Raw genomic sequence first — 23,893 nt, forward strand, 5'->3', positions numbered from 1 at the left:
AATACGATTCTCGGATGAAGAACAAGCCGCCGTACGCGCTCAGCTCCGTCGACAACGCGTTGCTGCTGCTGCAACTGCTGCGCGACCAAGGTGGGCTCCGGGTCAGCGACGCGGCAGAAGAGCTCGGCATCGCCCGTTCCACGGCGCACCGGCTGCTTTCCATGCTGGTGTACCGCGATTTCGCGATCCAGGACGACAACCGGACCTACGTTCCCGGCCCGGCGCTGGCGGCCGGCCGGGTCTCCGGGCGGCCGAACCAGCTCCTGCGCCGCGCGGTTCACCCGCACATGGACGCGCTGTGCGAGCGGGTGCAGGAAACGGTCAACCTGCTCGTGCGGGTCGGCACTCAGACGAGGTTCCTCGCTTCGGTCGAATCGACGCGGCTGCTGCACGTCGGCGATCGGCAGGGCGGAGTCCTGTCCGCACACCTTTCCTCCGGTGGCAAGGCGCTGCTCGCGGAACTGGGGCAGGACCAGCTCGAACAGCTCTACCGCAGGGAAGGGGATGCCGACCGGTTGTCCGAGAAGGACTGGAAAGCGCTGCTGCGGGAACTTCGCCTGGTGCGCAAGCAGGGTTACTCGATCAACCGGGACAAGACCGAGACCGGGGTGTCGGCAGTGGGCGCGGTGCTGCGCGACGCGTCGGGCGAGGCGGTGGCCGCGTTCTCGGTCTCAGTGCCCTCGGCCCGATTCGACGCCCAGCGGATTCCGCACCTCGTGCGGGAAATGCGTGCCGCTGTGGCGCGGGCCGAAACGGCGTTGCACAGCACCGAGTCGCGCTGAGTTCAGCGCGAGGCCGAACGGTCCCGCGCGGGCAGCCGGTCCACCGGCACCGGCTTGCCGAAGTAGTAGCCCTGCCCCTGGTCGCACCCGATGTCGCGCAGGATCTCCAGCTGCCGCGGGGTTTCCACGCCCTCGGCGACCACCGAGAGCCCGACCGCGTGCGCCATCGCCACGATGCTGGTCACGATCGCCTCCACGTCGTCGGACTCGCCGAGGTCGGTGATGAACGACCGGTCGATCTTGAGCGTGTCCAGCGGCAGCCGCCGCAACTGCGCCAGCGAGGAATACCCGGTGCCGAAGTCGTCGATCGCCAGGAACACGCCCAGCCCGCGCAGCGCCCGCAGCATCCGCACCGCCGAGGTCGCGTCCTGCATGAGCGCGTTCTCGGTGACCTCCAGGCACAGCGCGCCCGGGGGCAGCCCGGACTCCGCCAGCGCGGCCCGCACCTTCGACTGCAACCGCGGGTCGCCGAGCTGGCGCGGTGAGAGGTTCGCGTTCAGCTGCAGCGGACCGCCGTGCCGCTGGCGCAGCGCTGCGACCTCGCGGGTGACCGTGCGCAGCATGAACTCCCCGATGTTGTTGATCAGGTCGCTCTCCTCGGCCAGCGGGATGAACTCGCCGGGCGAGATCGTGCCGTGCTCCGGGTGGTCCCAGCGCAGCAGCCCCTCCACCGCGACCATCTCGCCGGTGCGCAGATCCACCACCGGCTGGTGCGCCACCCACAGCTGCTCGAGCGCGGCGGCATTGCGCAGATCCTGTTCCAGCAGCATGTGCCGCTGCACCCGCTCGCGGAGTTCCACGTCGAAGAACGCGTAGCGGCCGCGGCCCTCGGACTTGGCCCGGTACATCGCCACGTCGGCGTCGCGCAGCAGGTCCTGGGCGCTGCGGTCGTCCCCGGGCGCGGAAACGACGATGCCGACGCTGGCGTCCACGTGCAGCCGGATGCCCTCCACGTGCGTCGGCTCGGTGAGCGTGCGCAGCAGGTGCTCCGCCCGCACGCACCGCTGTTCGTCGTCGAGCTCTTCGTGCGTGGCGACCACGAACTCGTCCCCGCCGAGCCTGCCGACCAGATCGCCCTCGGAGGTGGCCCGCACCAGCCGCTGCCCGATGTTGCGCAGCACCTCGTCGCCGACGCCGTGGCCCAGCGAATCGTTGACGAGCTTGAAGTTGTCCAGGTCCACGAACAGCACCGTCATCGGGCGGGTGCGCGGATCGGCGCGGACGGTGGCCTCCAGGTGCTGCAGCACCATCGTGCGGTTCGCCAGCCCGGTCAGCGGGTCGTGCGTGGCCTCGTGCTCGAGCCGTTCGCGGGCCGCGCGGCTCTCGGTGATGTCGGTGAACGACACCAGCACCCGGTGCGGCGGCCTGTCGTCCGGGTTCAGCGCCCGGGCCGTGGTGGCCAGCCACACGCTGCTGCCGTCCCCCCGCTGCACCCGCACCACCCGCGAGTTCACCGGACGGCCGGTGCGCTGGGTGACCCGGGACGGGCGCTGGTCCAGCGGCACCACGCGGCCGGTCTCGTCGAACATCGGCCAGCTGGCCAGCTCCGACCCGACGAGCTCGGCGCGGTTCGTGCGCAGGATCCGCAGCGCCGCCGGATTGGCCGACTCGAAGGTTCCGTCCGGCCCGCCGACGAGCACCCCCTCGTCCAGCGCGTCGATGACCGTGGCGAAGTGCCGTTCGGCGCGGCGGCGCGCCGTCTCGTCCGCGCAGACCAACACGAAGCCGTCGTCCATCTCGGCCACCGAGATCCGCACCCGCAGCGCGTGGCCGTCGACGTCGCGGTGCAGCGACTCCAGCACCCCGCCCTCGGCTCCCAGCAGGTCGGCGGGCCGCAGCGGGGCGCCGACCAGGTCGCCGACGTGCCTGCCGAACGCCTTGCCGGACGCCACCCCGTAGACCGCCTCGGCCGCCGGGTTCCAGCTGGTGACCACGCCCTCCCGATCGGTCGCGATGATCGCGTTGCTGACGTGCTGGACCAGTGCGGCCTGGTAGCGCAACGTGGCCTCGGCGGCCTTCTTGGTCGTGATGTCGCGCAGGATCACCTGCAGCGCCGGGTGGCCTTCCCAGCTGGTGCGTACCGAAACCAGCTCGACCGGGACGACCTTGCCGTCCTGGCGGGTCAGTTCGGCCTCCGAGGGCTTGGTGCGGGAACCGGGCGCCGTCAGCCCGCGGAGGCGTTCGTACATGGCGGTCAGCGAGCGCGGCCGCACGAACTCGGTGATCGGGCGTCCGATCAGCTCGTCGTAGCGCAAGCTGAGCATCTCCAGCGTGGAGGAGTTCGCGTAGCGCACCAACCCGTCCTGGTGCACGCAGATCGCGTCCGGGCTCAGCTCCACCAGCAGCCGGTACCGGTCGGCCAGGTCGGTGAGGTTCTGCCGATCCTGGCGCGCCTTGGTGACGTCGCTGGCCACGCCGATCAGGTCAGCGCCGCGGTCGGCGCCCATGCGGCGCGCGTGGAAGCGCACGAACCGGGTCTCGCCGTTCGAGTCCTGCACCGGCTGCTCCAGCTCGAGGTCTTGCCAGGCATCGGTGGTGCGGGCCGAGAGCGTCAGCGGCTCCAGCAGCTGGTGCAGGCGGGTGCGCAGGTCTTCCACACCGGATCCGGGCACGCCGAGAAGGACGTCCATCCCGGACGTCCAGGCGGTTCTGCCGTCGGCGAACCGCAGCGACCACTGCACCGCACCGTGCGCGGCAAGCGCCAGGTCGAGGAACTCGTGATCCAGTCCGGCGCCGAGCGGTTCCGGATCAACGTCCATGAATCATCCAGTGCACGCCTTCCACATTGCTCGTCACCGTTGGTGGTGGCGCTCCGTCACTGATCACCGCCGGTGACATCCCAGAGTGTCAACTTACGCCGATGGCCGCCTCGCCCACAGTTTCCCATGCGCCCCACTCCGCGACTGTCCTGAGTGGTCGCCGGGAAATCACGGATGGCTCGCGAAGGCGGCCGTTCCGGACGGGACGTCCGGATTGGACCGTACGCGCGGTAGTGCGCTGCGGCGCCAGCGTGTCGATCAGATTGGTCTGTCCGAGCGAGAATCCGTGACGGTAGGTGCATGCTCTGCCCAATCGGCCCTTGAATGCTCACTCTAAAGAGGAGTCTCGACACTCCGCGATGACGGCATGTAGTTCGATCTCGATGCCTGGGAAGCATTCCTTGATCGGCGAGCTGTGGAATTCCGCGCCGCCGCGTGCCGGATCATTCCGCGGCCGATGAAACCGCGGCCCGGCCAATCCGAGCGGTCCGGCGGAATCGACAAGATCGTACGACGAGAAAAGCGGATCATGTCCGGAGAAATATGCATCGGCGGCACCGGCTACGACCGGGGAGGCGAGCCGCTCGGGGCGGTAGCGGGCGAGGTCGCCGCCCGCCGGATCCCCGGCCGCGGACCGGACCGGGGCCGCAAGGCCCGGGTGGCGCGCGTACCTCAGCCCGGGTCGGCGCGGGTGGGCACAACTCCGCCGCAGCGCCGGCCCCGCGTGCTCGGCGGGCGCAGCGAAGTCGCGGCGGTGGCGCCACGTGACCGGCAGGCCGATGCCGGAACCGATCGACCGATCTGAGTCTTCGCAATACCCCGCAATGAAGATCACTCGTTCGTAGCTTCGACTGCTGGACGCTTGAATCGAAGATCGTCGGCGCAATACGCTCGGCCGGAAACGCGGTAGCTACCGCGAAAACATCGGAGGAGGCCGAGATGGTCGGTTCAGGAGCGCGCGGCCGCTGGGTATTGACGGCGACGGCGGTCGGGCTGCTCGCTTTCGTTCCGTTCAGCACGGCTGCGGCCGAGAGCGCACCACGGCAGGAACCGACGCAGCTCACGGAACGAGCGCCGGTGGGGGAGTGCCCGCAGAAGGACGGCCCGTTGCCGACGTACCTGCCGGATGACAGCGATCCCAATGCCTTCTACGCGTGCGACAAGGGAGTTCCGTACAAAAGCAACTGCCCGCCGAACCTCATCTGGGATCAAGACCTGGTGACGTGCGTTTACGAATGATTCGACGGTGCGCGGGATCGTCGACTGGCCCGGATCCAACCGGCCGGGCTCTGCGGCGGTGCCTTCTGGCCGGTTCCGGAAAGCGCGCCTTCGGAGGCACGAATTGTCGCCGACCGGCCCGCCGGGTTTCCCGCGCGGCCCGGTCACTCCACTGAGCAGGCGGCGACCTCGGCCAGGTATGCGGCTTTGCGCGGCTCGTCGAGGAAGGACGCGGTGAACGAGTTCGCGGCCAGCCCGCGCAGCTGCTCGCCGTCCACGCCCAATTCCCGCTGCACCGCGGCGAAGTTCTCCCCGACGTGACCGCCGAAGTACGCCGGGTCGTCCGAGTTGATCGTCACCAGCAGGTCCTCGGCCAGCAGCCGCGGCAAGGTGTGCACCTCCAGGCCGGGGAAGCAGCCGAGCCGGACGTTCGACAGCGGGCACACCGTCAGCGGCACCCGGTCCCGCCGCAGCCGCGCCACCAGCTCCGGATCTTCCAGCGCGCGGATGCCGTGGTCGATGCGCTCGGCACCGAGCAGGTCCAGCGCTTCGGTCACGTACCCCGGCGGGCCTTCCTCGCCCGCGTGCGCGACCGCGCGCAGCCCGAGCGCGCGGGCGCGGCGGAAGACCTCGGTGAACTTCGACGGCGGGTGCCCGACCTCGGCCGAGTCCAGCCCCACGCCGATGATCCGGTCCAGGTGGGGCTCGGCCGCGCGCAGCACCTGCTCGGCCGACTCGGCGGACTCGTCGCGCAGGAAGCACAGGATCAACTCGGCGGACACGTCGCTGTCGGCGATGGCGCCGGTGAGCCCTTCGATCACGGTGCGCACCGGCACGCCCCGTTTGGTGTGCGCCTGCGGATCGAAGAAGATCTCGGCGTGCCGCACCCCATCTTCGGCGCATCGGCGCAGGTAGGCCGCCGCCAGATCGCGGAAGTCGGCTTCGGTGCGCAGCACCGCCATGTTCGCGTAGTAGATGTCCAGGAACGACTGGAGATCGCTGAAGCGGTACTTCGCGCGCAGCTGCTCGACCGAGGAGTGCGGCAGCGCGATGTCGTTGCGCCGCGCCAGCTCGAAGACCATCTCCGGTTCGAGGGTGCCCTCGATGTGCACGTGCAGTTCGGCCTTCGGCAAGGGAGTCGGCGCGTTCATCCGGCCGAGCATATAGCCGGGGCGCCGTCGATCGGCCCGACTCCGACGCGGCTCACACTGCTCGGCTGCGGTGCGCGGCGTCGATGACCCGGTGCAGGGAGCCGTTCAGCGCCTCCAGCTCGGAGACGTCCATGCCGAGCTGCTCGACCACCCGGTACGGGATCTCCTCCGCCTTCGCGCGCAGCGCCCGCCCGGCTTCGGTGAGTTCCGCGGTCAGCAGCCGCTCGTCGTCCGCGCTGCGCCTGCGGGTGAGGTACCCGACCGTCTCCAGCCGCTTGAGCAGCGGGGACAACGTTGCCGAGTCGGCCTGCAAGGTGTTGCTGAGGTCTTTGACCGAGCGCGGGGAGGACTCCCACAGCGCGAGCATGACGAGGTATTGCGGATGGGTCAGGTTGAGCGGTTCGAGCAGCGGCCGGTACAGCGCGATGACGCTGCGGGAGGCGACCGACAGCGCGAAGCAGACCTGCCGATCGAGCGCGAGGGGATCCTCGCCCAGGTCGACCTGCTCCATGCGGCACCGTCCTTCCTGCTCGCCGATCACCACGTTAGCATCGCACGCAGAACATTAGTGCATTAACGATTAGTGCCTTCGACGGCGGCAGCGCCTTCGACGGCGCTGCCGGGCTCGGCCCGCCGGTGCGATGGGAGCGGTGCGCGATGGGTGCGTCGAAGCGGGTTCGGCCCAACCCGGTGCTGTGGATCTGGTACGCCTACGGCGGCCGGTTGCCGCAGCGGTATTCCGAGTGGGTGTTGCACGACGTCAGCGCCCGCACGTGGATGGTGCGGCACGCGTTGCGCAGCCTCGTGCAGCTCTCCCCGGGCCTGCTGTTCCTGCTGATGCCCGGCCCGTTGTGGATCAAGGCGATGGCGTTGCTGGGCGGGGTGATCCTCGGGCTGTGGTACTCGCTGGCCTACGCCGAGTTCACCGTCGAACACCGGGCGCACAAGCAGGGATATCCGCTGGGCACGGCCCGGCGGACGCGCGAAGAGGCGAAGGCGAAGCTGCGCGCCGAGCAGCACGAGCGCTACGCGGCGATCTACCGCGACAGCGGGCAGTAGTCCGCCGAACCCTGTTGCGCACGCGCGTCCCGCATGTTTCATGCTGGTGAAGCGCCGTCCGCGTGCCCTCGGCAGGCCCGGGCGGCGATCGGCACCGAGGGTTCGCCCGCGCCCGGATCCCGCGGTGCGCGGCGGGCGGAGCACGAGAGGAAGGCAGCGAGATGACCACGACGCTCGGCACCTTGATCACCGCGATCGTCACCCCGTTCGACGAGGAGCTCGAGGTCGACGAGGAAGCCTTCGTCGCGTTGCTGCACCACCTGGTCGACAACGGTTCGGACGGCGTCGTGGTCTGCGGAACCACCGGCGAGGCGGCGACGCTGACCAACGCCGAGCACCTGCGGATGGTCGAACTGGCCTGCCAGGAACGCCCCGCGGGCTGCAGCGTGATCGCCTCCACCGGTTCCAACGACACAGCGCAGGCGTGCCGGATGACCCGGCAGGTCACCGAACTCGGCGCCGACGGCATCCTGTCGGTCACGCCGTACTACAACCGCCCCAACCGGCGCGGCCTGGTGCGGCACTTCAGCGAGGTCTCGCGGGCCACCGACAAGCCGGTGGTGCTCTACAACATCCCGTCGCGAACCGCCACGGACATGCCCAACGACCTGCTGGCCGAGCTCGCGCAGATCGAGCGGGTGGACTACGTCAAGCAGGCCAACGACGACAACCTCGCGCTGGTCGACGGGCTCGGGGTGTACGCGGGCAACAACGAGACCTTCGCCCGCACCCTCGACATGGGCGGAGCGGGCGGCATCGTGGTGGCCAGCCACGTCGCCGGGCCGCAGATGCGGCAGATGATCGTCGAGCCGCAGCGCCGCGCCGAGCTGGACGCCGCGCTCAAGCCGCTCTACTCGGCGCTTTCGGTGACCACCAACCCGATCCCGGTGAAGGCGGCGCTGAACCTGCTCGGGCACCGCGCGGGCGGCCTGCGGCTGCCGCTGGTCGAGGCGGACGAGGCCGAGACCGAGGTGGTGCGCGCCGCGCTCCTGGAAACGGGCCTGCTGGCCGGGGACTGACGATCAGTCCGGGCCCGCAGGCTCGGCGGGTCAGCAGGGACAGCGGGGCGGCCGGATCAGCAGGACCGGACGACCGGCAGGCCCGGGTGGCCGGCGGGACCGGGCGAACACCAGGGCGGCAGGACCAGCGCAGTCCGACGATCTGCGCGGCCGCCCTTTCGGCGGCGACCGCGCGGACCGCTCCGCTGAGCCGGACCGGCGATCCTCAGCGCGCCGCCTTGGCCGGTTCTGCGGCGGGCAGCACGAAGTCGTAGCCGGACTTCCGCCCGCGCGGCACCGAGACCCGCCCGGCCGCGGGCACCGCGCCGGGCGCGGAGGCCACCACCGTGACGAACCGGTCCGGCAGGTCGTGCACCTCGTAGCCGCCGTCGGCGTCGGCGTCCACCCGCGCGATCTGCTCACCGGCCGAGTCGGTCACGGTGACCACCGCGGAACCCGCGGCGGCTCCGCCCGCGTGGCTGATGGTGCCGACCAGCGTCCGGTGGTGCGCGGGCAGCGGCGGCTCGAAGGACGGGTCGACGACCGCGCCGCTGTCGTCCTTGTGCTCGTAGGAACCGGCGGAGTCCACCGCCTCCGGATCGTTCTCCGCGGCCCGCTGCGCCCGCAGCTGCGTGAAGATCACCAGCGTCACACCGATCAAGCACCACGCGGCCAGCCCGATGACGCCGGGCGCGACGCGTGCCCCGCCGAAGTACAGCACCCCGCGGATCGAGTCGACTGCCTGCCCGAGCGGCAGCAGCGGGTGCAGGTGCTGGAAGAACGTCGGCACCAGCTCCTTCGGGATGGCCCCGCCGCTGGAGGGCATGCTCAGCAGCACGAACAGCGTCATCGCCACGCCCGGGATGAACTGCTTGACCAGCGGCACCAGCCCGAACGCGGTCCAGGCGATGCCCTGGGTCAGCAGGAACCCGATCAGCATCACCAGCGGATTCGGCGGGATCACCCCGATGGTCGCGCCGAACGCGAAGCAGAACACCGCGGCGAACGCGCCCACTCCGACCAGCGACAGCAGCTTCTGGCGGGTGGTGAGTTCGGCGCGCAGCAGCACCATCACGGTGACGTAGGGCGGGATGTTCATCGCCATCAGCAGGTAGAACAGCCCGGTGCCCATCACGTCGCCCGCGGCGGTGGGGGCCAGGTCGTGCAGCGACAGCGCGTGCCCGCTCGCGGCGGCGACCGGCGCGAACATCTTCTGCAGGAACTGCATCAGCGCCGCGCCGTTGGCCTTGCCGTAGAACAGGTCGCCGGTCGCGGGGTCGTAGGCGGCGACCGCCTGCCGGTCGGTCACCGCTTGCCGGGCCTGTTCGGCGGTGTCCACGGCGCTGACGTCCACCCCGCCGGGCATGGCCTTGTCGAACGAGGCGCTCAGCTGCGTTGCGGTCTGCTCGCCGACCGCGACCACCGGCATGTCGTGCGGTGCGGGCGCGTGGAACGGCAGCAGGTAGAAGACCATGAACCCGACTACGAAGAAGATCGGGAACCACAACGCCGACGCCAGGGTGCGCGCCAGCGACGCCGGCTGCTCCTCGGACACTGCTCCTCCTTGTGCTCGTTCACGGCGCGCGGTTGGCGGCGCGCGAAGGCCGGCTCGGCGGCGGTGCCGGCGGCGGAATCCCCAGTGCAGAACTTCGCCGATCTTAGCATTATCTGCATCGGGTGCAATAATGCAGTCCTGCAAGTTGTTTGTCCGGTATGGGTGAGTGCGACCGGAGCCGCGGGCTCGGCCGCAACTACCATGAACGGCCCGGCGTGCATCCGGTCGCGGCGGATCGTGAAGGGGAGCACCAGGATGTCCAGGACGACGGCGCCGAGCAGCGCCTCGCGCGCCTCCGGGGAAGCGCCCGGCGAGGGCCTGCGCGAACGCAAGAAGCGCGCCACCCGGCAAGCTCTGCAGCAGGCCGCGGTCAAGCTGTTCCGGGAACGCGGCCCGGCCGCGGTCACCGTCGAGGACATCTGCACGGCGGCGGAGGTCTCGCCGCGCACCTTCTTCAACTACTTCACCGCGAAGGAAGAGGTGCTGGTCCCGTGGGACCCGGCGACGGTCGCGGGCGCCCCGGAGCGCATCGTGGCCCGCCCGGCGGACGAGTCGCCGCTGCGGGTGCTGCAGGTGGTGCTCGACGACGCGCTCGACACCGCGATGGCGGGTCCGACCTGGCGCGATCAGGCGCTGGTGCTGCGCGATCATCCGGAACTGGTGAGCAGGGTCGCGCTGGCATCGCGGGACTTGGAATCGGCGCTGTGCGACGGGCTCGGGCAGCGGATCGGGACCGGTCCGGACGAGTACGTGCGGCTGCTGGCCGCGACGGCGGTCACCGCGCTGCGGGTCTCCATCCAGTGCTGGCAGCAGGCCGATGCGGACGCCACGCTGCGCGACTTCCTGCAGCGCGCGTTCCAGCGGCTCGCCGACGGCCTGCAGCCGTGACTCCCGCACGATCTTGGCGGAGTGAACGGCCTCCTCGCCCGATCTATTGGGACGAACGGTCCGTTCGCTCGAAAATGTCCCTCGGGCGGAGGCATCTGCTGGTCGCCTGCGTGTAGGCGCCGGCGGACGGATCTCTTGCCTGGCCGGATTGGTCGAATGGCCCGTGCGGTCCGGATGGGGCAGCGGGCGAGCGTCGGCCGGACCGGCCGCGGTTCGACTGATCGGCGGAAACGTGCCGCCGTTTGCGCGGTTGATGCCCAGTGATGATCACATATGGTGATCAAGTTATGGGGATTCCGGGTGAACCGCGGCCGTCGGCGTTTCGATTGTCGCCCGGCCGCGTCGGCGCCGAACTAGGCGCGGGTGCCGTGGTGGCGGCGGTGGTGAGCTTGGCCGTGCAGCTGCCGATCGCCCGGCTCGGGCTCAGCGAGCCGACCGAGCTGCCGGAGGTCGCCGCGACCGCGACGGCGGCGTTGCTGCTGGCCGCGCTGTTCGGAGCCGTCGTGCTCAGCGGTTGCCGGGCGCCTGCCTGGGACGGCCTGCGCAGGAAGGCGCTGCGGCTGCGGCTGCCCGCCGCGTGGGTCGCGTTGTCGGCGCTGGCCACGACCGTTCTCGCCTGGCCGCTGGAACCGACGAAGCTCTTCTATGGCGGCACGTCCGTGGACCAGGCGTTCCGGCTGCAATACCTCACCAGGCTCACCGACTCGCCGGTGCTTTCGGACATGAACTACGCCGGGCTGCCGCCGTACTACCCGGCGGGCTGGTTCTGGCTCGGCGGGCGGTTCGCCGCGCTGACCGGGAATCCGGCGTGGGCTGCTTACAAACCTTTCGCTCTGCTGACCATCGCGGTCACCGCGGTCGCGGCGTTCACGTTGTGGAGCGTCGTGATGCGCAGGCGGGTGGCCGTGCTGCTGGCGATCGCCACCACGTTGAGCGGGTTCCTGCACGGATTCGACGAGCCCTACGCCTGGCCGTCCGCGGCGTTGCTGCCGCCGGTCGCGGTGGCGGCGTGGCGGGTGCTGCGGTGCCGGGAACACCGGCACCGGGCCGCGCTCGCGGGAATCGGGCTGTTCCTCGGCTTCACCGCGCTCACGTACACGCTCTACTTGGCCTTCTCGACGGTGTTGCTGATCGCGATGGCCGCGGTGCTCGTCGTGCGAAGAGCGAACAGGCCCGGCCCGTTGCTGCTGCGCTTGCTCGGGATCGGAGCCGTGGCCGGGCTGGTGGCGTTGCTGGTCTGGACGCCGTTCGTGCTGGCCAAGCTCGGCGGCGCGGAATCCGCCGGTGCGGCGAACAACTACCTCCCGGCGGAGTCCGTGCCGCCGTTCCCGTTCCTGCAGCCCACGCTGTTCGGCGCGCTTTGCCTGGCCGGTCTGTGCTGGCTCGTGCTGTCGTGCCGCCGCAACGCGGTGGCCGCCGCGCTGCTGGTGGTGACCGGTGTCGTCTACCTGTGGTTCGGGCTGTCCACACTGGCGATCGCCGCGCACACCACGTTGCTGGCGTTCCGGGTGACCACGGCGTTCAACGTCCTGCTGGCGGTGGCCGGAGTGCTCGGCCTGCTGGAACTGTTCCGCTGGGCCAGGTCGCGGCTGCCCGAGCGGTTCCGTGCGCAGGCGGTAGCGCTGGCGGTCCTGCTGGGACTGGCCGGATCGGTGAGCACCGTCGAGACCGCACTCGCCACCGAAGTGCACAGCGCCGCCCAGCCCGCCTACACCGATTACTACCCGACGGGCAGCAACGCCCAGCGCCAAGCCGACCCTGCCGCGGACGGTTCCTGGCACGACGAATTGCTCGGCGCATTGCTGGAAACCACGGACCGCGCGCCGTCGGAGACGGTGCTGCTGAGCACCTACCACCCGATCAAGTCCTTCGCGCCGTTCCGCGGCTTCCAGCAGGAGACTCCGCACTACGCCAACCCCCTCGCGCGGTACGAGGAACGGGCCTCGGAGATCCGGGACTGGGCGTCCGCGCGCGATTCCGCCGAGCTGACCGCGAAGCTGCGCGGCAGCGGGTTCACTCCGCCCGATGCGTTCGTGCTGCGCCGCGCACCCGATGGCCTGCACCTCACGCTCGCCCACGACGCCTTCCCGCACCAACCCAACGTGCAGGTCTACGATGTGCGGTTCGACCCGGCGCTGTTCGACTCGCCGGGTTTCGCGCGCCGGGACACAGGACCGTTCGCGGTGATCGCGACACGTTGATCTTTTCGGGGTGCGCTACGTGAAAGCACTCGACGATCAGGTTAGCCTTGCCTCAGAGAGTCGCGTGATGAGGAGGGGCTGATGACCCAAGCCAGTAAGAACCGGCCGGTGACCCGGCTGCGCGTGCTGCGCAAGGAACAACTCACGCCGCACATGATCCGGATCGTCGCCGGCGGGGACGGACTGGCGAACTTCGAGCCCAACGAGTTCACCGACGCCTACGTGAAGGTGCTGTTCCCGCGCCCGGACGTGATCTATCCGCAGCCGCTGGACATGGGCGTGATCCGCGCTGAGATGCCGCGCGAGCACTGGCCTGCGATGCGCAGCTACACCGTGCGCCACTACGACGAGCAGGCCGGTGAGCTCGCACTCGACTTCGTGCACCACGGCGACAGCGGGCTGGCCGGGCCGTGGGCGGCGAACGCGCAGATCGGCGACGAGCTGCTGCTGTCCGGACCGGGCGGGGCCTACGCGCCGGACCCGGCGGCCGGTTGGCACCTGCTGGTCGGCGACGAGAGCGCGCTGCCCGCGATCGCGGCTTCCCTCGAAGCGATGCCGCCCGGCGCGACCGCGCGGGTGTTCCTGCTGGTCGACAACGCCGCGGAGCAGCAGACGTTGGCCACCAAGGCCGACGCCCAGGTCCGCTGGCTGTACCGCTCGGCGGGCGAGGACCTGGTGGACGCGGTGCAGACCGCCGAGTTCCCGGCCGGGGAGGTGCAGGCGTTCGTGCACGGTGAGGCGGGGTTCGTGCGCGTGCTGCGCCGCTACCTGCTCAACGAGTGCGGGGTGGGCAAGGAGCGGCTGTCGATCTCCGGCTACTGGCGGGAAGGCAAGACCGACGAGCAGTGGCGCGCGGAGAAGGCGGCCGAGAAGGCCGCCGACAAGACCTGACGAACATCGCCGCGGGGCCCGCGATCAGCCGCTGATCGCGGGCCCTTTTTGCGTTTCCGGCAGCGGATTCACCGCTCAGGGCGCAGCCGCGGGCACTGCGCCGGACGAGTAATCATGACGATCAATATAACGGTCAACGTTGACTTTCCGATCGGCGTCGCTGCACGGTGGCGGTGGCGTCGATCACATTCGCGGCGCGTCGTGGTCTTCTGGTCCTGGCTGCCTCTCGAGAAAGCGGGTGCCCCGCATGGCGAACACGTCACCGCGCGCCACCGAGCGGCTCGACGCCGTGATCGTCGGAGCCGGCTTCACCGGGCTGTACATGCTGCACAAGCTCCGCGAGTCGGGCCTGCGCGCCCGGATCTACGAGGCGGGTTCCGACGTCGGAGGAACCTGGTACTGGAACCGCTATCCGGGAGCGCGCTGCGACGTCGAGAGCATGGACTACTCCTACTCGTTCTCCCCGGAACTGGAGCAGGAGTGGAACTGGCAGGAGCGCTATCCCGCGCAGCCGGAGATCCTCGAATACCTGCGGCACGTCGCCGAACGCTTCGACCTGCGCCGGGACATCGTGTTCGACACCCGGGTGGCGGCCGCGCACTACGACGAGCCGAGCGCGACGTGGACGGTGTATCCGGAGCAGGGCGATCCCGAGCAGGGCGATCCGGTGCGCGCCACGTTCTGCGTGATGGCGACCGGCTGCCTGTCGGTCCCGCAGATCCCGGACATCCCCGGTCTCGACGAGTTCGCGGGACCGGTCTACTACACCGGCCGGTGGCCGCACCGCGAGATCGACTTCACCGGGCAGCGGGTCGGCATCATCGGCACCGGTTCTTCGGCGGTGCAGAGCATTCCCGTGCTCAGCGAGCAGGCCGCGCAGCTCACCGTCTTCCAGCGCACCCCCGCTTACACGGTGCCCGCGCGCAACCACCCGCTCGAACCGGAGGTGCAGCGCGAGATCAAGAAGAACTACCGCGAGCGCAGGCGGCTGGCGCGGCGCTCGCAAGCGGGCATGGTGCGCGAGGACACCGCGACGTGCGCCCTCGAAGTCGACGAGCAGGCCCGGCGCGCGGAGTACGAGCGGCGTTGGGAGATCGGCGGTCCGATGCTGCTCGGCGCCTACGCGGACCTGGCCAGCGACGCGGCGGCGAACGAGACCGCGGCGGAGTTCGTGCGGGAGAAGACCCGCGAACGGGTCGACGACCCGGACGTCGCCGAAGCGCTGACCCCGCGCAGCTATCCGTTGGGCACCAAGCGGATCTGCGTGGACATCGACTACCTCGAAACGTTCAACCGGGACAACGTGTCCCTTGTGGACTCGCGGGCGGAGCCGCTGCGGGCGATCACCGAGCGCGGGGTGCGCACCGCGGGCGGTGCGCACGAGTTCGACTCGCTGGTGCTGGCGACCGGTTTCGACGCGATGACCGGTGCGCTGACCAGGATCGACGTCCGCGGGCGGGATGGCGCGGAGCTGGCGGCGAAGTGGTCGGCGGGTCCGCGCACCTACCTCGGGCTGGGCGTGGCCGGGTTCCCGAACATGTTCCTGCTGGCCGGGCCGGGAAGCCCTTCGGTGCTCACGAACATGATCACTTCCATCGAGCAGCACGTGGAGTGGACCGCGCGCTGCATCGAGCACGTCCGAGCGGGCGGCTACGAGTCGATCGAGGCCACCGCTGCGGCCGAGGACGAGTGGGTCGCGCACGTCAACGAGGTGGCGGACGGAACCCTGTTCCCGCGCGGCAATTCCTGGTACCTCGGAGCGAACATCCCCGGCAAGGAGCGGGTCTTCATGCCCTACGCGGGCGGGTTCGCCACCTACGAGGACACCTGCGAACAGGTCGCCGCCGACGACTACCGCGGCTTCTTGCTCAAGTGAGCGATTCCCCGCCGGTTCCGAGTGAACGGCCTGCTCGTCCAATCTATTGGGACCAACGGTCCGTTCGCTCACGGTCCACCGCGCATAGGCACCCCGTGCTGACACCCCGACGCGCCACCCCAACTGGGCAGGTTGAGCCGAGTGAACGGCCTGTTCGTCCCACTAGATTGGTCAAACGGTCCGTTCGCTCGGTTCGGCAGTGGGGGAGACGGCGGGTGTCCGCGGGGTGGCGGAGTGTGGCGTGCCGGGGGTTACGGGCGCGGACCGTTGCCATCCGAGGTGCGGATTCTTAGCGTTGCCACGGCATCGTGCGCTGCCGGGACTCCGGCGGCGGTTGGGAGGCGTGGCATGGCAACGGTGACGAGGCGGCGCGAGCGCACGGCGGGCGGACGCCGGTGAAGCCCTTCCACGCCCTGCTCGTGCTGCCGGTGATCGCACTGCTGGGCACCCCGTTCTTCCCGTTCGTCAACAGCGCAACCCCGTGGTTCGGCCTGCCGCCGGTGCTGGTGTGGGTGTGCGCCTGGTGCGTGCTGACCAGCCTGATCCTCGCGTTCGTGCTGCGCCGCGACGAGCGGTCCGGGCGGCTGGCGCCGGATGCGGAGGACGGCGCATGATCGTCACCGCGCTGGCCGGACTGTTGCTCATTGCGGTCATCGGCCTGCTGGGCAGGCGCGGCGGCGGGTTCGACCTGTCGTCCTGGACGGTCGGCGGGCGCCGGTTCGGGGCCGTGGCGACGTTCTTCCTGCAGGCCGGGGAGATCTTCACGACGTTCACGTTCCTCGGCATCTCCGGGGTGGTGCTCGGCGGCGGTGTCGCCGCGATGTACATGCCGTCGTACCTGGTGATCGGCTACGTCGGGATGTTCCTGGTCGGGCCGCTGGTGTGGCGGCTGGGCAAGCGGCACGGCTATCGAACCAACCCGGACATGCTGCGGCACCGGTTCGGCTCGCCGGTGCTCGGCGGGATCACCGCGGTGCTGTCGATCGTGTTCTTCATGCCGGTCATCCAGGTGCAGCTGATCGGGCTCGGCACGATCGTGTCGTTCATGACCGGCGATGAGACCACGGGCACGACGAGCATCGTCGTGGCGATGGTGCTGGTGCTGCTTTTCGTGGTGTGGTCCGGATTGCACGGCGTGGCCGCGACCTCCTACCTCAAAGACGTGCTCATGGTGCTCGCGCTGGTGATCATCGGGGCCGGTGTGCTGCTGGCGCGGCAGCCGGAGGGCGGGCTGTTCGCCTCGGTGCTCGGCGGCGCGCGCGAGCTGCTCACGATCCAGCCCGGCGGCGAGTACGGCACGGTCTGGTACGTCTCCAGCGTGCTGGTCAGCGGCGCCGGGTTCGGCTGCATGACGCTGCCTTCGAGCTGGCCCGCGGTGCTTTCCGGGAATTCGGCGCGGGCAGTGGCGTCCAACCACGTCTTCCTCCCGCTGTACACGGTGGCCGTGGCGATCCCGGTGCTGGTGGGCTTCTACGCGGTCACGGACGGGCGTTCCGCGGACGGCAACGCCGCATTGCTCGGCATGGCCCGGGAGACGTTGCCGCCGTGGCTGCTGGCCGTCGTGCTGATCGCGGGTGCCGCGTGCGCCATGGTGCCCGCCGCCGGCGGATTGATCTGCGTCGCGACGCTGGTGTCGAGCAACCTGGTGCCGAGCGGGATGCCTGCGGAGTCGCGGCTGCGGGCCAGCCGCGTCACCGCAGGGGTTGTTTCGGCGCTGGTGCTGGCCTTGACGCTCGGGCGCCCGGAGCTGATGGCGGACCTGTACCTGCTGACCTACAGCGGAATGATCCAGCTGGCACCGGCGAACCTGCTCGCACTGCGCGAGCGCGTGCCGGTGCGCGCCGGGGCGGTGCTGGCCGGAGTGATCGCGGGCGAGTGCGTGGTGCTGGCTTCGGCGGTGACCGGGGTGACGCTGTTCGGCGTCAGTTCCGGGCTGGTCGGTCTCGCGCTGAACGTGCTTGTGCTGGGCGCGGTTTCGGCCGTGCTGCGCCGGTCCACGCCGGAGGCTGCGCCCGAGGTGGTCCGCAGCGGCCGGTGAGCCGCCGATCCCGGCGAACCTGCTCCGGGGGCGACTCGTTGAAGCGGCGAGACCGCCGCGGCGCTGGTACCGCGGCGGAGCAGGGCGGCGGTACGCGGATCGGTTTTTAGCTGTGACGTGAGCGGCACTGGGCCCCTACGGCTCCGTAGCACGGCGAAAATCGTGCGGACGATTCACGACCCGCACGGGAGTGGCATGACGCTGACCGCGCTGCTGATCTTCGCCGGAACGCTGGCGCTGGTGATCTGGCGGCCGAAGGGGCTCGGCATCGGCTGGAGCGCGCTCGGCGGCGCTGCCGTGGCACTGGCGACGACCGTCGTCGGCTTCTCCGACGTGCCCACGGTGGTCGGGTTGGTGTGGAACGCCACCCTGGCGTTCGTCGCGATCGTGCTGGTGTCGCTGCTGCTCGACGAGTGCGGTTTCTTCGAGTGGGCCGCGCTGCACGTGGCGCGCTGGGGACGCGGCGGCGGGCGCCGGCTGTTCGTGCTGGTCGTGCTGCTGGGCGCGGTGATCTCGGCGGTGTTCGCCAACGACGGCGCCGCGCTGATCCTCACGCCGATCGTGCTGCGGGTGGTGCACGCGCTGCGGTTCCCGCAGCGGGCGGTGCTCGGGTTCGCGCTGGCGACCGGGTTCGTCGCCGACACCGGAAGCCTGCCGCTGGTGGTGTCGAACCTGGTCAACATCGTCTCGGCGGACTTCTTCGGCATCGGGTTCACCCGCTACGCGCTGGTGATGCTGCCGGTGGGGGTGGTGTCGGTGGCCGCGAGCCTGGCGGTGCTGTGGTGGTACTTCCGCCGCGACGTGCCGCAGCGCTACAGCACCGACGCGCTGGGCGAGCCGGCTTCGGCCATCAGCGACCGGCTCACCTTCCGGGCAGGCTGGGTGGTGCTGGTCCTGCTGCTGGTCGGTTACTTCGCCGCCGAACCGCTCGGGGTGCCGCTGTCGGCGGTGATCGGAGCGGGTGCGCTGGTGCTGCTGTCGGTCGCCGCCCGGTGGCCCGCATTCGCTTACGCCGCAACGGAATCCCGGCTGGTGCCGGCCAGCAGCCCCAGCAGTTCCGTCGGGCTCGGCGATTCCGGTGCTGCGCGGCGCATCCCGGTCGGCAAGGTGGTCCGGGAGGCGCCGTGGCAGATCGTGCTGTTCAGCGTCGGCATGTACCTGGTCGTTTACGGACTGCGCAACCAGGGACTCACCCGCGAACTTGCCGGGCTGTTCGGCTGGTTCGGCGCGCACGGGCTGCTCGCCGCGGCGGTGGGCACCGGTGTCGTGGCGGCCGCGCTCGCTTCGGTGATGAACAACCTGCCGACGGTCCTGATCGCCGCGCTGGCGATCGGCGCGACCAGCGCACCGGGCCTGGCGCACGAGGCGATGGTGTACGCCAACGTCATCGGCTCCGACCTCGGGCCGAAGATCACGCCGATCGGCAGCCTCGCCACGTTGCTGTGGCTGCACGTGCTCGAACGGCACGGGGTGCGGATCGGATGGGGCCGCTACTTCCGCACCGGCATCGTGCTCACCGTGCCCGTACTGCTGGTGACGCTGTGCGCGCTCGCCGGCTGGCTCGCTGTGCTGGACGCCTAGGTAGGGGTCATAGACACCTGAGAACCCGCCGGTTGTCCGGCTGAGTCCCCGGGCGCCGCAAGCGGTTGCCGCTACTTCTCAAGCAGAACCCGCGGCAGCGCGCCGCTCGCTCAGCTGAGCTTGAAATCCCCGTCGCCGGGCAGCAGGCGGTCCTCCATCGGCTGGCCGTGCTGGCCGTTCGAGGCGCGCCGCCGGTAGTTCGCCAGCGCATTGCCCAGCCGGTCCCGGGCGGCCCGCGCCACCGAGTCGTCGGCTCCGATTCCCACGTGGGCGCACACGGCCGCGGTCAGCTGTGGGCGCGCATTGTCCAACTTCTCCTCCACGCCACCCAGTGTGCAGCCACCGGAAGCCGATCTTCGCAGCGGGCCGCCCGGAAGAGTTCCCCGTCACGCCGGGGAACTGCGCGCCTCGGCCGACCACTCGTGCAACATCTCCGCGGTGACGGGAACTCCCGGGAAGCGGGTCATCCGCTCGGCCGGGATCGCCCGCACGAGCTTGATCAGCTGCGGATCGGAGACCAGCTCGCCCATCATTCCGCCGCCGCCCAGCGCGGACAGCAGCCGCGGGCCGAGCACCGGGTGGTCCAGCCAGGTGCCGAGCTCCGAGCCCGGAGTCGGCACGCCCCGCACGGTTTCGCCGGTCAACTCGATGGTCGTGCGCAGCCGGATGTCCCGGGAGGAAGTGCCCGCGTGCAGCACGAACTCGCCGCCTTCCACGACCCACCGGCCCATCGAGGTGTGCCAGTAGGCGAACGCGCGGCTGCCGAGTTCGAGCGAAACCCGTTGGCTCGCACCGGGTTCCAACGCGACCTTGCGGAACGCCTTGAGCTCCTGCTCCGGCCGCTGCGCGGCGGAGACCGGGTCGCCGACGTAGAGCTGGGCGACCTCGGAGCCCGCCCGGCCGCCGGTGTTGGCGACGGTGAACTCCACGCGCACGCTCGGTTCCGGACCGTCGTCGAGGATCCGCACGTCCAGGTCGCGGTATTCGAACGAGGTGTAGGACAGGCCGTGGCCGAACGGGTAGCTCACGTCGAGCCCGCGCGCGTCGTACCAGCGGTAGCCGATCAGCGGCCCCTCGCCGTAGCGGACCGCGTCGAACTCTCCGGGGAAGTTGCCGAACGCGGGAGTGTCGGCGTAGCGCACCGGGATCGTCTCGGCGAGCTTGCCGGACGGGGTGACCGCGCCGGTGAGCACGTCGGCCAGCGCGGCACCGCCCGCTTGGCCGGGCAGCCAGCCGTGCAGCAGCGCCTTGGCGTGCTGCTGCCACGGATCGACCGTCACGACCGAGCCGCCTGCGAGCACCACCACGATCCGCTCCTGCACCTCGGCTACCGCGTGCAGCAGTTCGAGCTGCTCGGCTGGCAGGTCCAGGTGATCGCGGTCGAAGCCTTCGGACTCCGCGTCCGGCGGCAGGCCGAGGAACAGCACGGCGACATCGGCGCGCGCGGCCACCTCGACCGCCTCGGCGATGCCGTCGGAGCTGCCGGAATCGACGGAATAGCCGGGTGCGAACGGCACCTCGCCGGGCAGCGCCGCGCGCAGTGCGCTGAGCGCGTCGTCCAGCCGGGTCGGCACCACCTGGGAGCTCCCGGCGCCCTGGTAGCGCGGCGCCCGGGCCAGTTCGCCGAGCACCGCGACCGTGGAATCACCTTGCAGCGGAAGGATTCCGTCGTCGTTCTTGAGCAGCACGGCGCTGCCCGCGGCGGCTTCCCGGGCCAAGGCGTGGTGTTCGCCGGAGTCGTACTCGCCGCCCTCGCGCAGCGCCGGTCGCGTGCGCTCGACGAGCCGTAGCAGGCGCTGCACGGCGAGGTCGATCTCGTCCTCGCTGACAGTGCCCGCCTCGTAGGCGTTGCGCACCACCGCGCCGCCCAGTCCGCCGGAAGTCGGCATTTCCAGGTCGAGTCCGGCCCGCAGCGCGTCGTCGCGGCTGCTGACCGCGCCCCAGTCGGAGACCACGAGCCCGTCGAATCCCCACTCGCCGCGCAGCAGGTCGGTCAGCAGCCACCGGTTCTCGGAGGCGTAGACGCCGTTGATCCGGTTGTAGGAGGACATCACCGTCCACGGGCGGGCCGTGGTGACCACGTGCTCGAACGCGGTGAGGTAGATCTCGCGCAGGGTGCGCTCGTCGACCTCCGCGGAGATCGACATCCGCTCGGTCTCCTGGTTGTTCACCGCGAAGTGCTTCAGCGAGGTGCCCACGCCCTGCGCCTGCACGCCTTCGACCAGGGCGGCCGCCAGGTGCCCGGCCAGCAGCGGATCCTCGGCGAAGTACTCGAAGTTCCGCCCGCACAACGGCGTCCGCTTCATGTTCACGCCCGGGCCGAGCAGCACCGAAACCCCTTCGGCGCGGCATTCCCGGCCCAGCGCCGCACCTACCCGGCCGAGCAGGTCCACGTCCCAGGAGCAGGCCAGCGCGGCCGCGGTGGGGAAGCAGGTGGCGGGCACGCTGTCGCCGATGCCCAGGTGGTCGCCGCCTTCGGGCTGCTTGCGCAGGCCGTGCGGGCCGTCGGTGAGCGTGATCGACGGGATGCCGAGGCGGGGGAGTGATTCGGTGTGCCAGAAGTCCGAGCCGTCCAGCAGCGCGATCTTCTCGTCGAGCGTCAGCGCCGTGCTGTGGAACTCCTCGGCACTTGACGTGGTCATGGCGGCCTCCTCGCACGATCTCCGGTCGGCGCTCACGCGCCCGCTCCGTCCACTCCTACCTGAGATCGTCCCCGGTCGTCGCACCTCGCCGCCGCCCGCCGGGCCTGGTGGACGATCTTGGTGCGCAACGTCTCACGAGGGATTTCCCGAGCGGATGTTCCCTCCGGCGGCGCGGACCCAGCCGGATTCGCCCGAATCGTCGCAGGTCATCGCCCTGCTCGGGCTACACGTCGGTACCCAGCTCGTGCCCGGCTTCTGTCCAGGGGTCTAGCGCACTCCCGATCTAGTGTCGAGATGCGACGACCGGCGGTGCGAACGGCGGGTCGGATGAAGACGGGGGAGGCTTTCGCGTTGACCGACGGCTGGTGTCCGCAGTGGATGGTCCGGCTGCGGCGCACCGCGCCGAAGCGGCGCGGTGCGGTGGCGCAGGCCGTGCTGTTCACCGGGGTCGGCGGCCTGACCACCGGGATCAACGCGGTGCTGTACCTGTTGCTGCGCAACATCCTCGACACCGGACCCGCGAACCTGCTGTCGCTGCTGCTCACGACGCTCGGGTCCACCGCGGTGCACCGCCGCATGGTGTTCACCGGTATGCCGGTGCACAGGCTGCGGCTGCACCTGCAGAGCGCGGCGACGCTCGCTTTCTATTGCGTGTCCAGCACAGTTGCGCTGGCCCTGCTGCATCTGGCCGACGACGATCCCGGCAGCGTCGCCGCGATGAGCGTGTTCGGCGGCGTCAGCCGATTCGCGCTGCTGCGCCTCTGGGTCTTCCAGCGCACCCGCCGGGGGCTCGTGCGGAGTGAGCGGACCGCTCGACCGGTGAGAGCGGGCGAACGGTCCGCCGACCCGGATCGATCCTGCTGTTCGGGGAGCGGAGCCGGACCTTGACCGTACCGATCGGTACATCTACTGTCGGCCCTGTCGATGTACCGGTCGGTACAAGATCAGGGAGGTCGAGGTGACGGAGCACGAGCCGCAGGTGGCCATCGTCGGAGGCGGCATCGGCGGCCTGACCCTGGCCATGGCGCTGCGCGGGCGCGGAATCCGCGCCGAGGTGCACGAGCAGGCGCCCGAGCTGCGCGAAGTCGGCGCCGCGGTCGCGTTGTCGGCGAACGGGACGAAGCTGCTGCGGCGGCTCGGCGTGGGCGATCAGCTCGCGGAGTGCTCGGCGGAACCGACCGAGCTGATCTACCGGCACTGGCAGGACGGCAGGCGGCTGGCCGCGCATCCGGCGGGGAAGGATTACGAACGCCGCTTCGGCGCGCCCTTCTACGGGATCCACCGCGCCGACCTGCAGCGCGTTCTCGCCGGAGCCTGCGGGCCGCAGCAGGTGCGGCTGGGCAGCCGGATCACCGAGCTGACGCCGGGCGCCGACAAGGTCGGGTTGACCTTCGCCGACGGCAGCACGTCCGAGGCGGACCTGGTCGTCGGAGCGGACGGCGTGCACTCGCAGGTGCGGAGTCTCGTGACCACCGAGGACCCGGCCGTCTACTCCGGCACCAGCGGATTCCGCGGTCTCATCCCGGTTTCGGAGATGCCGCAGCTGCCGGACCCGGGCGCGATCCAGTACTGGACCGGACCGGGCGCGCACGTGCTGCACTACCCGATCGGCGACGGTTCCGTGGTCAACTTCCTCGCCGTGGTGGACGCGCCGCACGAGTGGACCTCGCCGACCTGGACCATGGCCACGTCCCGAGCGGAGATCGCCGAGTTCTTCGCGGGCTGGCACCCCGGTGTCGTCGAGATGGTCACCGCCACCACGCTGCACCAGCGCTGGGCGCTGTTCGGGCAAGAACCGCTGGGGCGGTGGAGCCGCGGCCGGATCACGCTGCTCGGCGATGCGGCGCACGCGATGCTGCCGCACCACGGGCAGGGCGCGAACCAGACGATCGAGGACGCGATCGCGCTCGCCGACCTGCTCGCCGGGCACACCGACCGGACCGCGGCGCTGGCCGCCTACGAACGGGTTCGCCGTGCGCGCACCCGCAATGTGCAACGCAGCTCGTGGGTCGCCTCGGAGCTGCTGCACCTGCCGGACGGTCCGCGCCGCGAAGCCCGCGACCGCGCCCTGAACTCAGAACTGCCCGCGATGCTGTCGTGGATCCACTCCCACGACGCCGGGATCCCCCCGCGACTTCCGGGGTGAGGGACTCCCGCACCGTCGTCGCGGCCCGCACGTGAAGAGCTCCGTCGGCCGAGTTGTCGGGGTGAAGTTCCCGCCGTTCCGGAAGAGCCCGATCAGTCCGGAAAGGAC

At 70.5% G+C, this 23,893-nt stretch carries 20 protein-coding genes; 13 read left to right on the forward strand and 7 right to left on the reverse strand.

The features are described from left to right. Positions 1–14: 14 nt before the first annotated feature. Complete coding sequence (locus INP57_RS22010; protein ID WP_200072209.1) at positions 15–782, forward strand: IclR family transcriptional regulator; 768 nt, start codon at positions 15–17, stop codon at positions 780–782. 2 nt (positions 783–784) lie between these two features. Here INP57_RS22010 and INP57_RS22015 read toward each other — a convergent pair whose 3' ends face one another. Together INP57_RS22015 and INP57_RS22020 are read right to left on the reverse strand one after the other, a co-directional pair. Further along, positions 785–3,541 carry a sensor domain-containing protein gene (locus tag INP57_RS22015; RefSeq protein WP_200072210.1) on the reverse strand — a complete coding sequence of 919 codons (2,757 nt, stop codon included), beginning with the start codon at positions 3,539–3,541 and terminating at the stop codon, positions 785–787. Between the two features lie 328 nt (positions 3,542–3,869). Next, positions 3,870–4,376, reverse strand: a complete 507-nt coding sequence (locus INP57_RS22020) for a hypothetical protein (protein ID WP_200072211.1) — start codon at positions 4,374–4,376, stop codon at positions 3,870–3,872. Between the two features lie 104 nt (positions 4,377–4,480). On the opposite strand from INP57_RS22020, the gene INP57_RS22025 reads away from it, so the two are divergent. Then, on the forward strand, positions 4,481–4,780 hold the full coding sequence (locus INP57_RS22025; RefSeq protein ID WP_200072212.1) for a carbohydrate-binding module family 14 protein: 300 nt from the start codon (positions 4,481–4,483) through the stop codon (positions 4,778–4,780). Positions 4,781–4,923: 143 nt separating this feature from the next. Here INP57_RS22025 and INP57_RS22030 read toward each other — a convergent pair whose 3' ends face one another. Then, positions 4,924–5,910, reverse strand: coding sequence for an adenosine deaminase (locus INP57_RS22030; RefSeq protein WP_200072213.1), 987 nt, complete (start codon positions 5,908–5,910; stop codon positions 4,924–4,926). 52 nt (positions 5,911–5,962) lie between these two features. Beyond that, positions 5,963–6,421 (reverse strand): MarR family winged helix-turn-helix transcriptional regulator, encoded by a 459-nt coding sequence (locus INP57_RS22035; RefSeq protein ID WP_200072214.1) that lies wholly within the window; start codon positions 6,419–6,421, stop codon positions 5,963–5,965. 146 nt (positions 6,422–6,567) lie between these two features. Between INP57_RS22035 and INP57_RS22040 the strand changes: the two genes are divergently transcribed. Together INP57_RS22040 and dapA are read left to right on the forward strand one after the other, a co-directional pair. Beyond that, positions 6,568–6,969, forward strand: a complete 402-nt coding sequence (locus INP57_RS22040; protein ID WP_200072215.1) for a DUF5313 family protein — start codon at positions 6,568–6,570, stop codon at positions 6,967–6,969. 161 nt (positions 6,970–7,130) lie between these two features. Next, positions 7,131–7,988, forward strand: coding sequence for a 4-hydroxy-tetrahydrodipicolinate synthase (gene dapA, locus INP57_RS22045; RefSeq protein WP_200072216.1), 858 nt, complete (start codon positions 7,131–7,133; stop codon positions 7,986–7,988). 205 nt (positions 7,989–8,193) lie between these two features. Here dapA and INP57_RS22050 read toward each other — a convergent pair whose 3' ends face one another. Beyond that, positions 8,194–9,522: a carboxypeptidase regulatory-like domain-containing protein gene (locus INP57_RS22050; protein WP_200072217.1), complete on the reverse strand. Its 1,329-nt coding sequence runs from the start codon at positions 9,520–9,522 to the stop codon at positions 8,194–8,196. Between the two features lie 255 nt (positions 9,523–9,777). Here INP57_RS22050 and INP57_RS22055 point away from each other — a divergent pair, with 255 nt between their 5' ends. The 7 genes from INP57_RS22055 to INP57_RS22085 all read left to right on the forward strand — a co-directional run bounded on the left by INP57_RS22055 (position 9,778) and on the right by INP57_RS22085 (position 18,997). Further along, entirely contained in the window at positions 9,778–10,410 is a 633-nt protein-coding gene (locus tag INP57_RS22055) for a TetR/AcrR family transcriptional regulator (protein ID WP_200072218.1), read from the forward strand. Between the two features lie 371 nt (positions 10,411–10,781). Beyond that, positions 10,782–12,611: an arabinofuranosyltransferase gene (locus INP57_RS22060; RefSeq protein WP_200072219.1), complete on the forward strand. Its 1,830-nt coding sequence runs from the start codon at positions 10,782–10,784 to the stop codon at positions 12,609–12,611. Between the two features lie 81 nt (positions 12,612–12,692). Then, positions 12,693–13,502: a siderophore-interacting protein gene (locus INP57_RS22065; protein WP_200072220.1), complete on the forward strand. Its 810-nt coding sequence runs from the start codon at positions 12,693–12,695 to the stop codon at positions 13,500–13,502. A 247-nt stretch (positions 13,503–13,749) separates the two neighbouring features. Next, complete coding sequence (locus INP57_RS22070) at positions 13,750–15,378, forward strand: flavin-containing monooxygenase (protein ID WP_200072221.1); 1,629 nt, start codon at positions 13,750–13,752, stop codon at positions 15,376–15,378. A 308-nt stretch (positions 15,379–15,686) separates the two neighbouring features. Then, positions 15,687–15,992, forward strand: a complete 306-nt coding sequence (locus INP57_RS30405; RefSeq protein ID WP_307850210.1) for a DUF3311 domain-containing protein — start codon at positions 15,687–15,689, stop codon at positions 15,990–15,992. Further along, positions 15,989–17,416, forward strand: coding sequence for a sodium:solute symporter family protein (locus tag INP57_RS22080; protein WP_200072222.1), 1,428 nt, complete (start codon positions 15,989–15,991; stop codon positions 17,414–17,416). The genes INP57_RS30405 and INP57_RS22080 overlap by 4 nt, the downstream gene beginning before the upstream one ends. A 195-nt stretch (positions 17,417–17,611) precedes the next feature. After that, positions 17,612–18,997, forward strand: coding sequence for an arsenic transporter (locus INP57_RS22085; protein ID WP_200072223.1), 1,386 nt, complete (start codon positions 17,612–17,614; stop codon positions 18,995–18,997). Positions 18,998–19,107: 110 nt separating this feature from the next. On the opposite strand, the gene INP57_RS22090 is transcribed toward INP57_RS22085, so the two are convergent. Both INP57_RS22090 and INP57_RS22095 read right to left on the reverse strand, forming a co-directional pair. Continuing rightward, positions 19,108–19,320 carry a hypothetical protein gene (locus INP57_RS22090; RefSeq protein WP_200072407.1) on the reverse strand — a complete coding sequence of 71 codons (213 nt, stop codon included), beginning with the start codon at positions 19,318–19,320 and terminating at the stop codon, positions 19,108–19,110. Between the two features lie 63 nt (positions 19,321–19,383). Beyond that, on the reverse strand, positions 19,384–21,639 hold the full coding sequence (locus INP57_RS22095) for a glycoside hydrolase family 3 C-terminal domain-containing protein (RefSeq protein ID WP_200072224.1): 2,256 nt from the start codon (positions 21,637–21,639) through the stop codon (positions 19,384–19,386). A gap of 327 nt (positions 21,640–21,966) precedes the next feature. Between INP57_RS22095 and INP57_RS22100 the strand changes: the two genes are divergently transcribed. Then, entirely contained in the window at positions 21,967–22,527 is a 561-nt protein-coding gene (locus tag INP57_RS22100) for a GtrA family protein (RefSeq protein WP_200072225.1), read from the forward strand. A gap of 70 nt (positions 22,528–22,597) precedes the next feature. After that, on the forward strand, positions 22,598–23,785 hold the full coding sequence (locus INP57_RS22105; RefSeq protein ID WP_295149817.1) for an FAD-dependent monooxygenase: 1,188 nt from the start codon (positions 22,598–22,600) through the stop codon (positions 23,783–23,785). The last annotated feature ends 108 nt before the right edge of the window (positions 23,786–23,893 follow it).

Origin of the sequence: Saccharopolyspora galaxeae, assembly GCF_016526145.1 — a bacterium.
Taxonomy (GTDB): Bacteria; Actinomycetota; Actinomycetes; order Mycobacteriales; family Pseudonocardiaceae; genus Saccharopolyspora_C; species Saccharopolyspora_C galaxeae.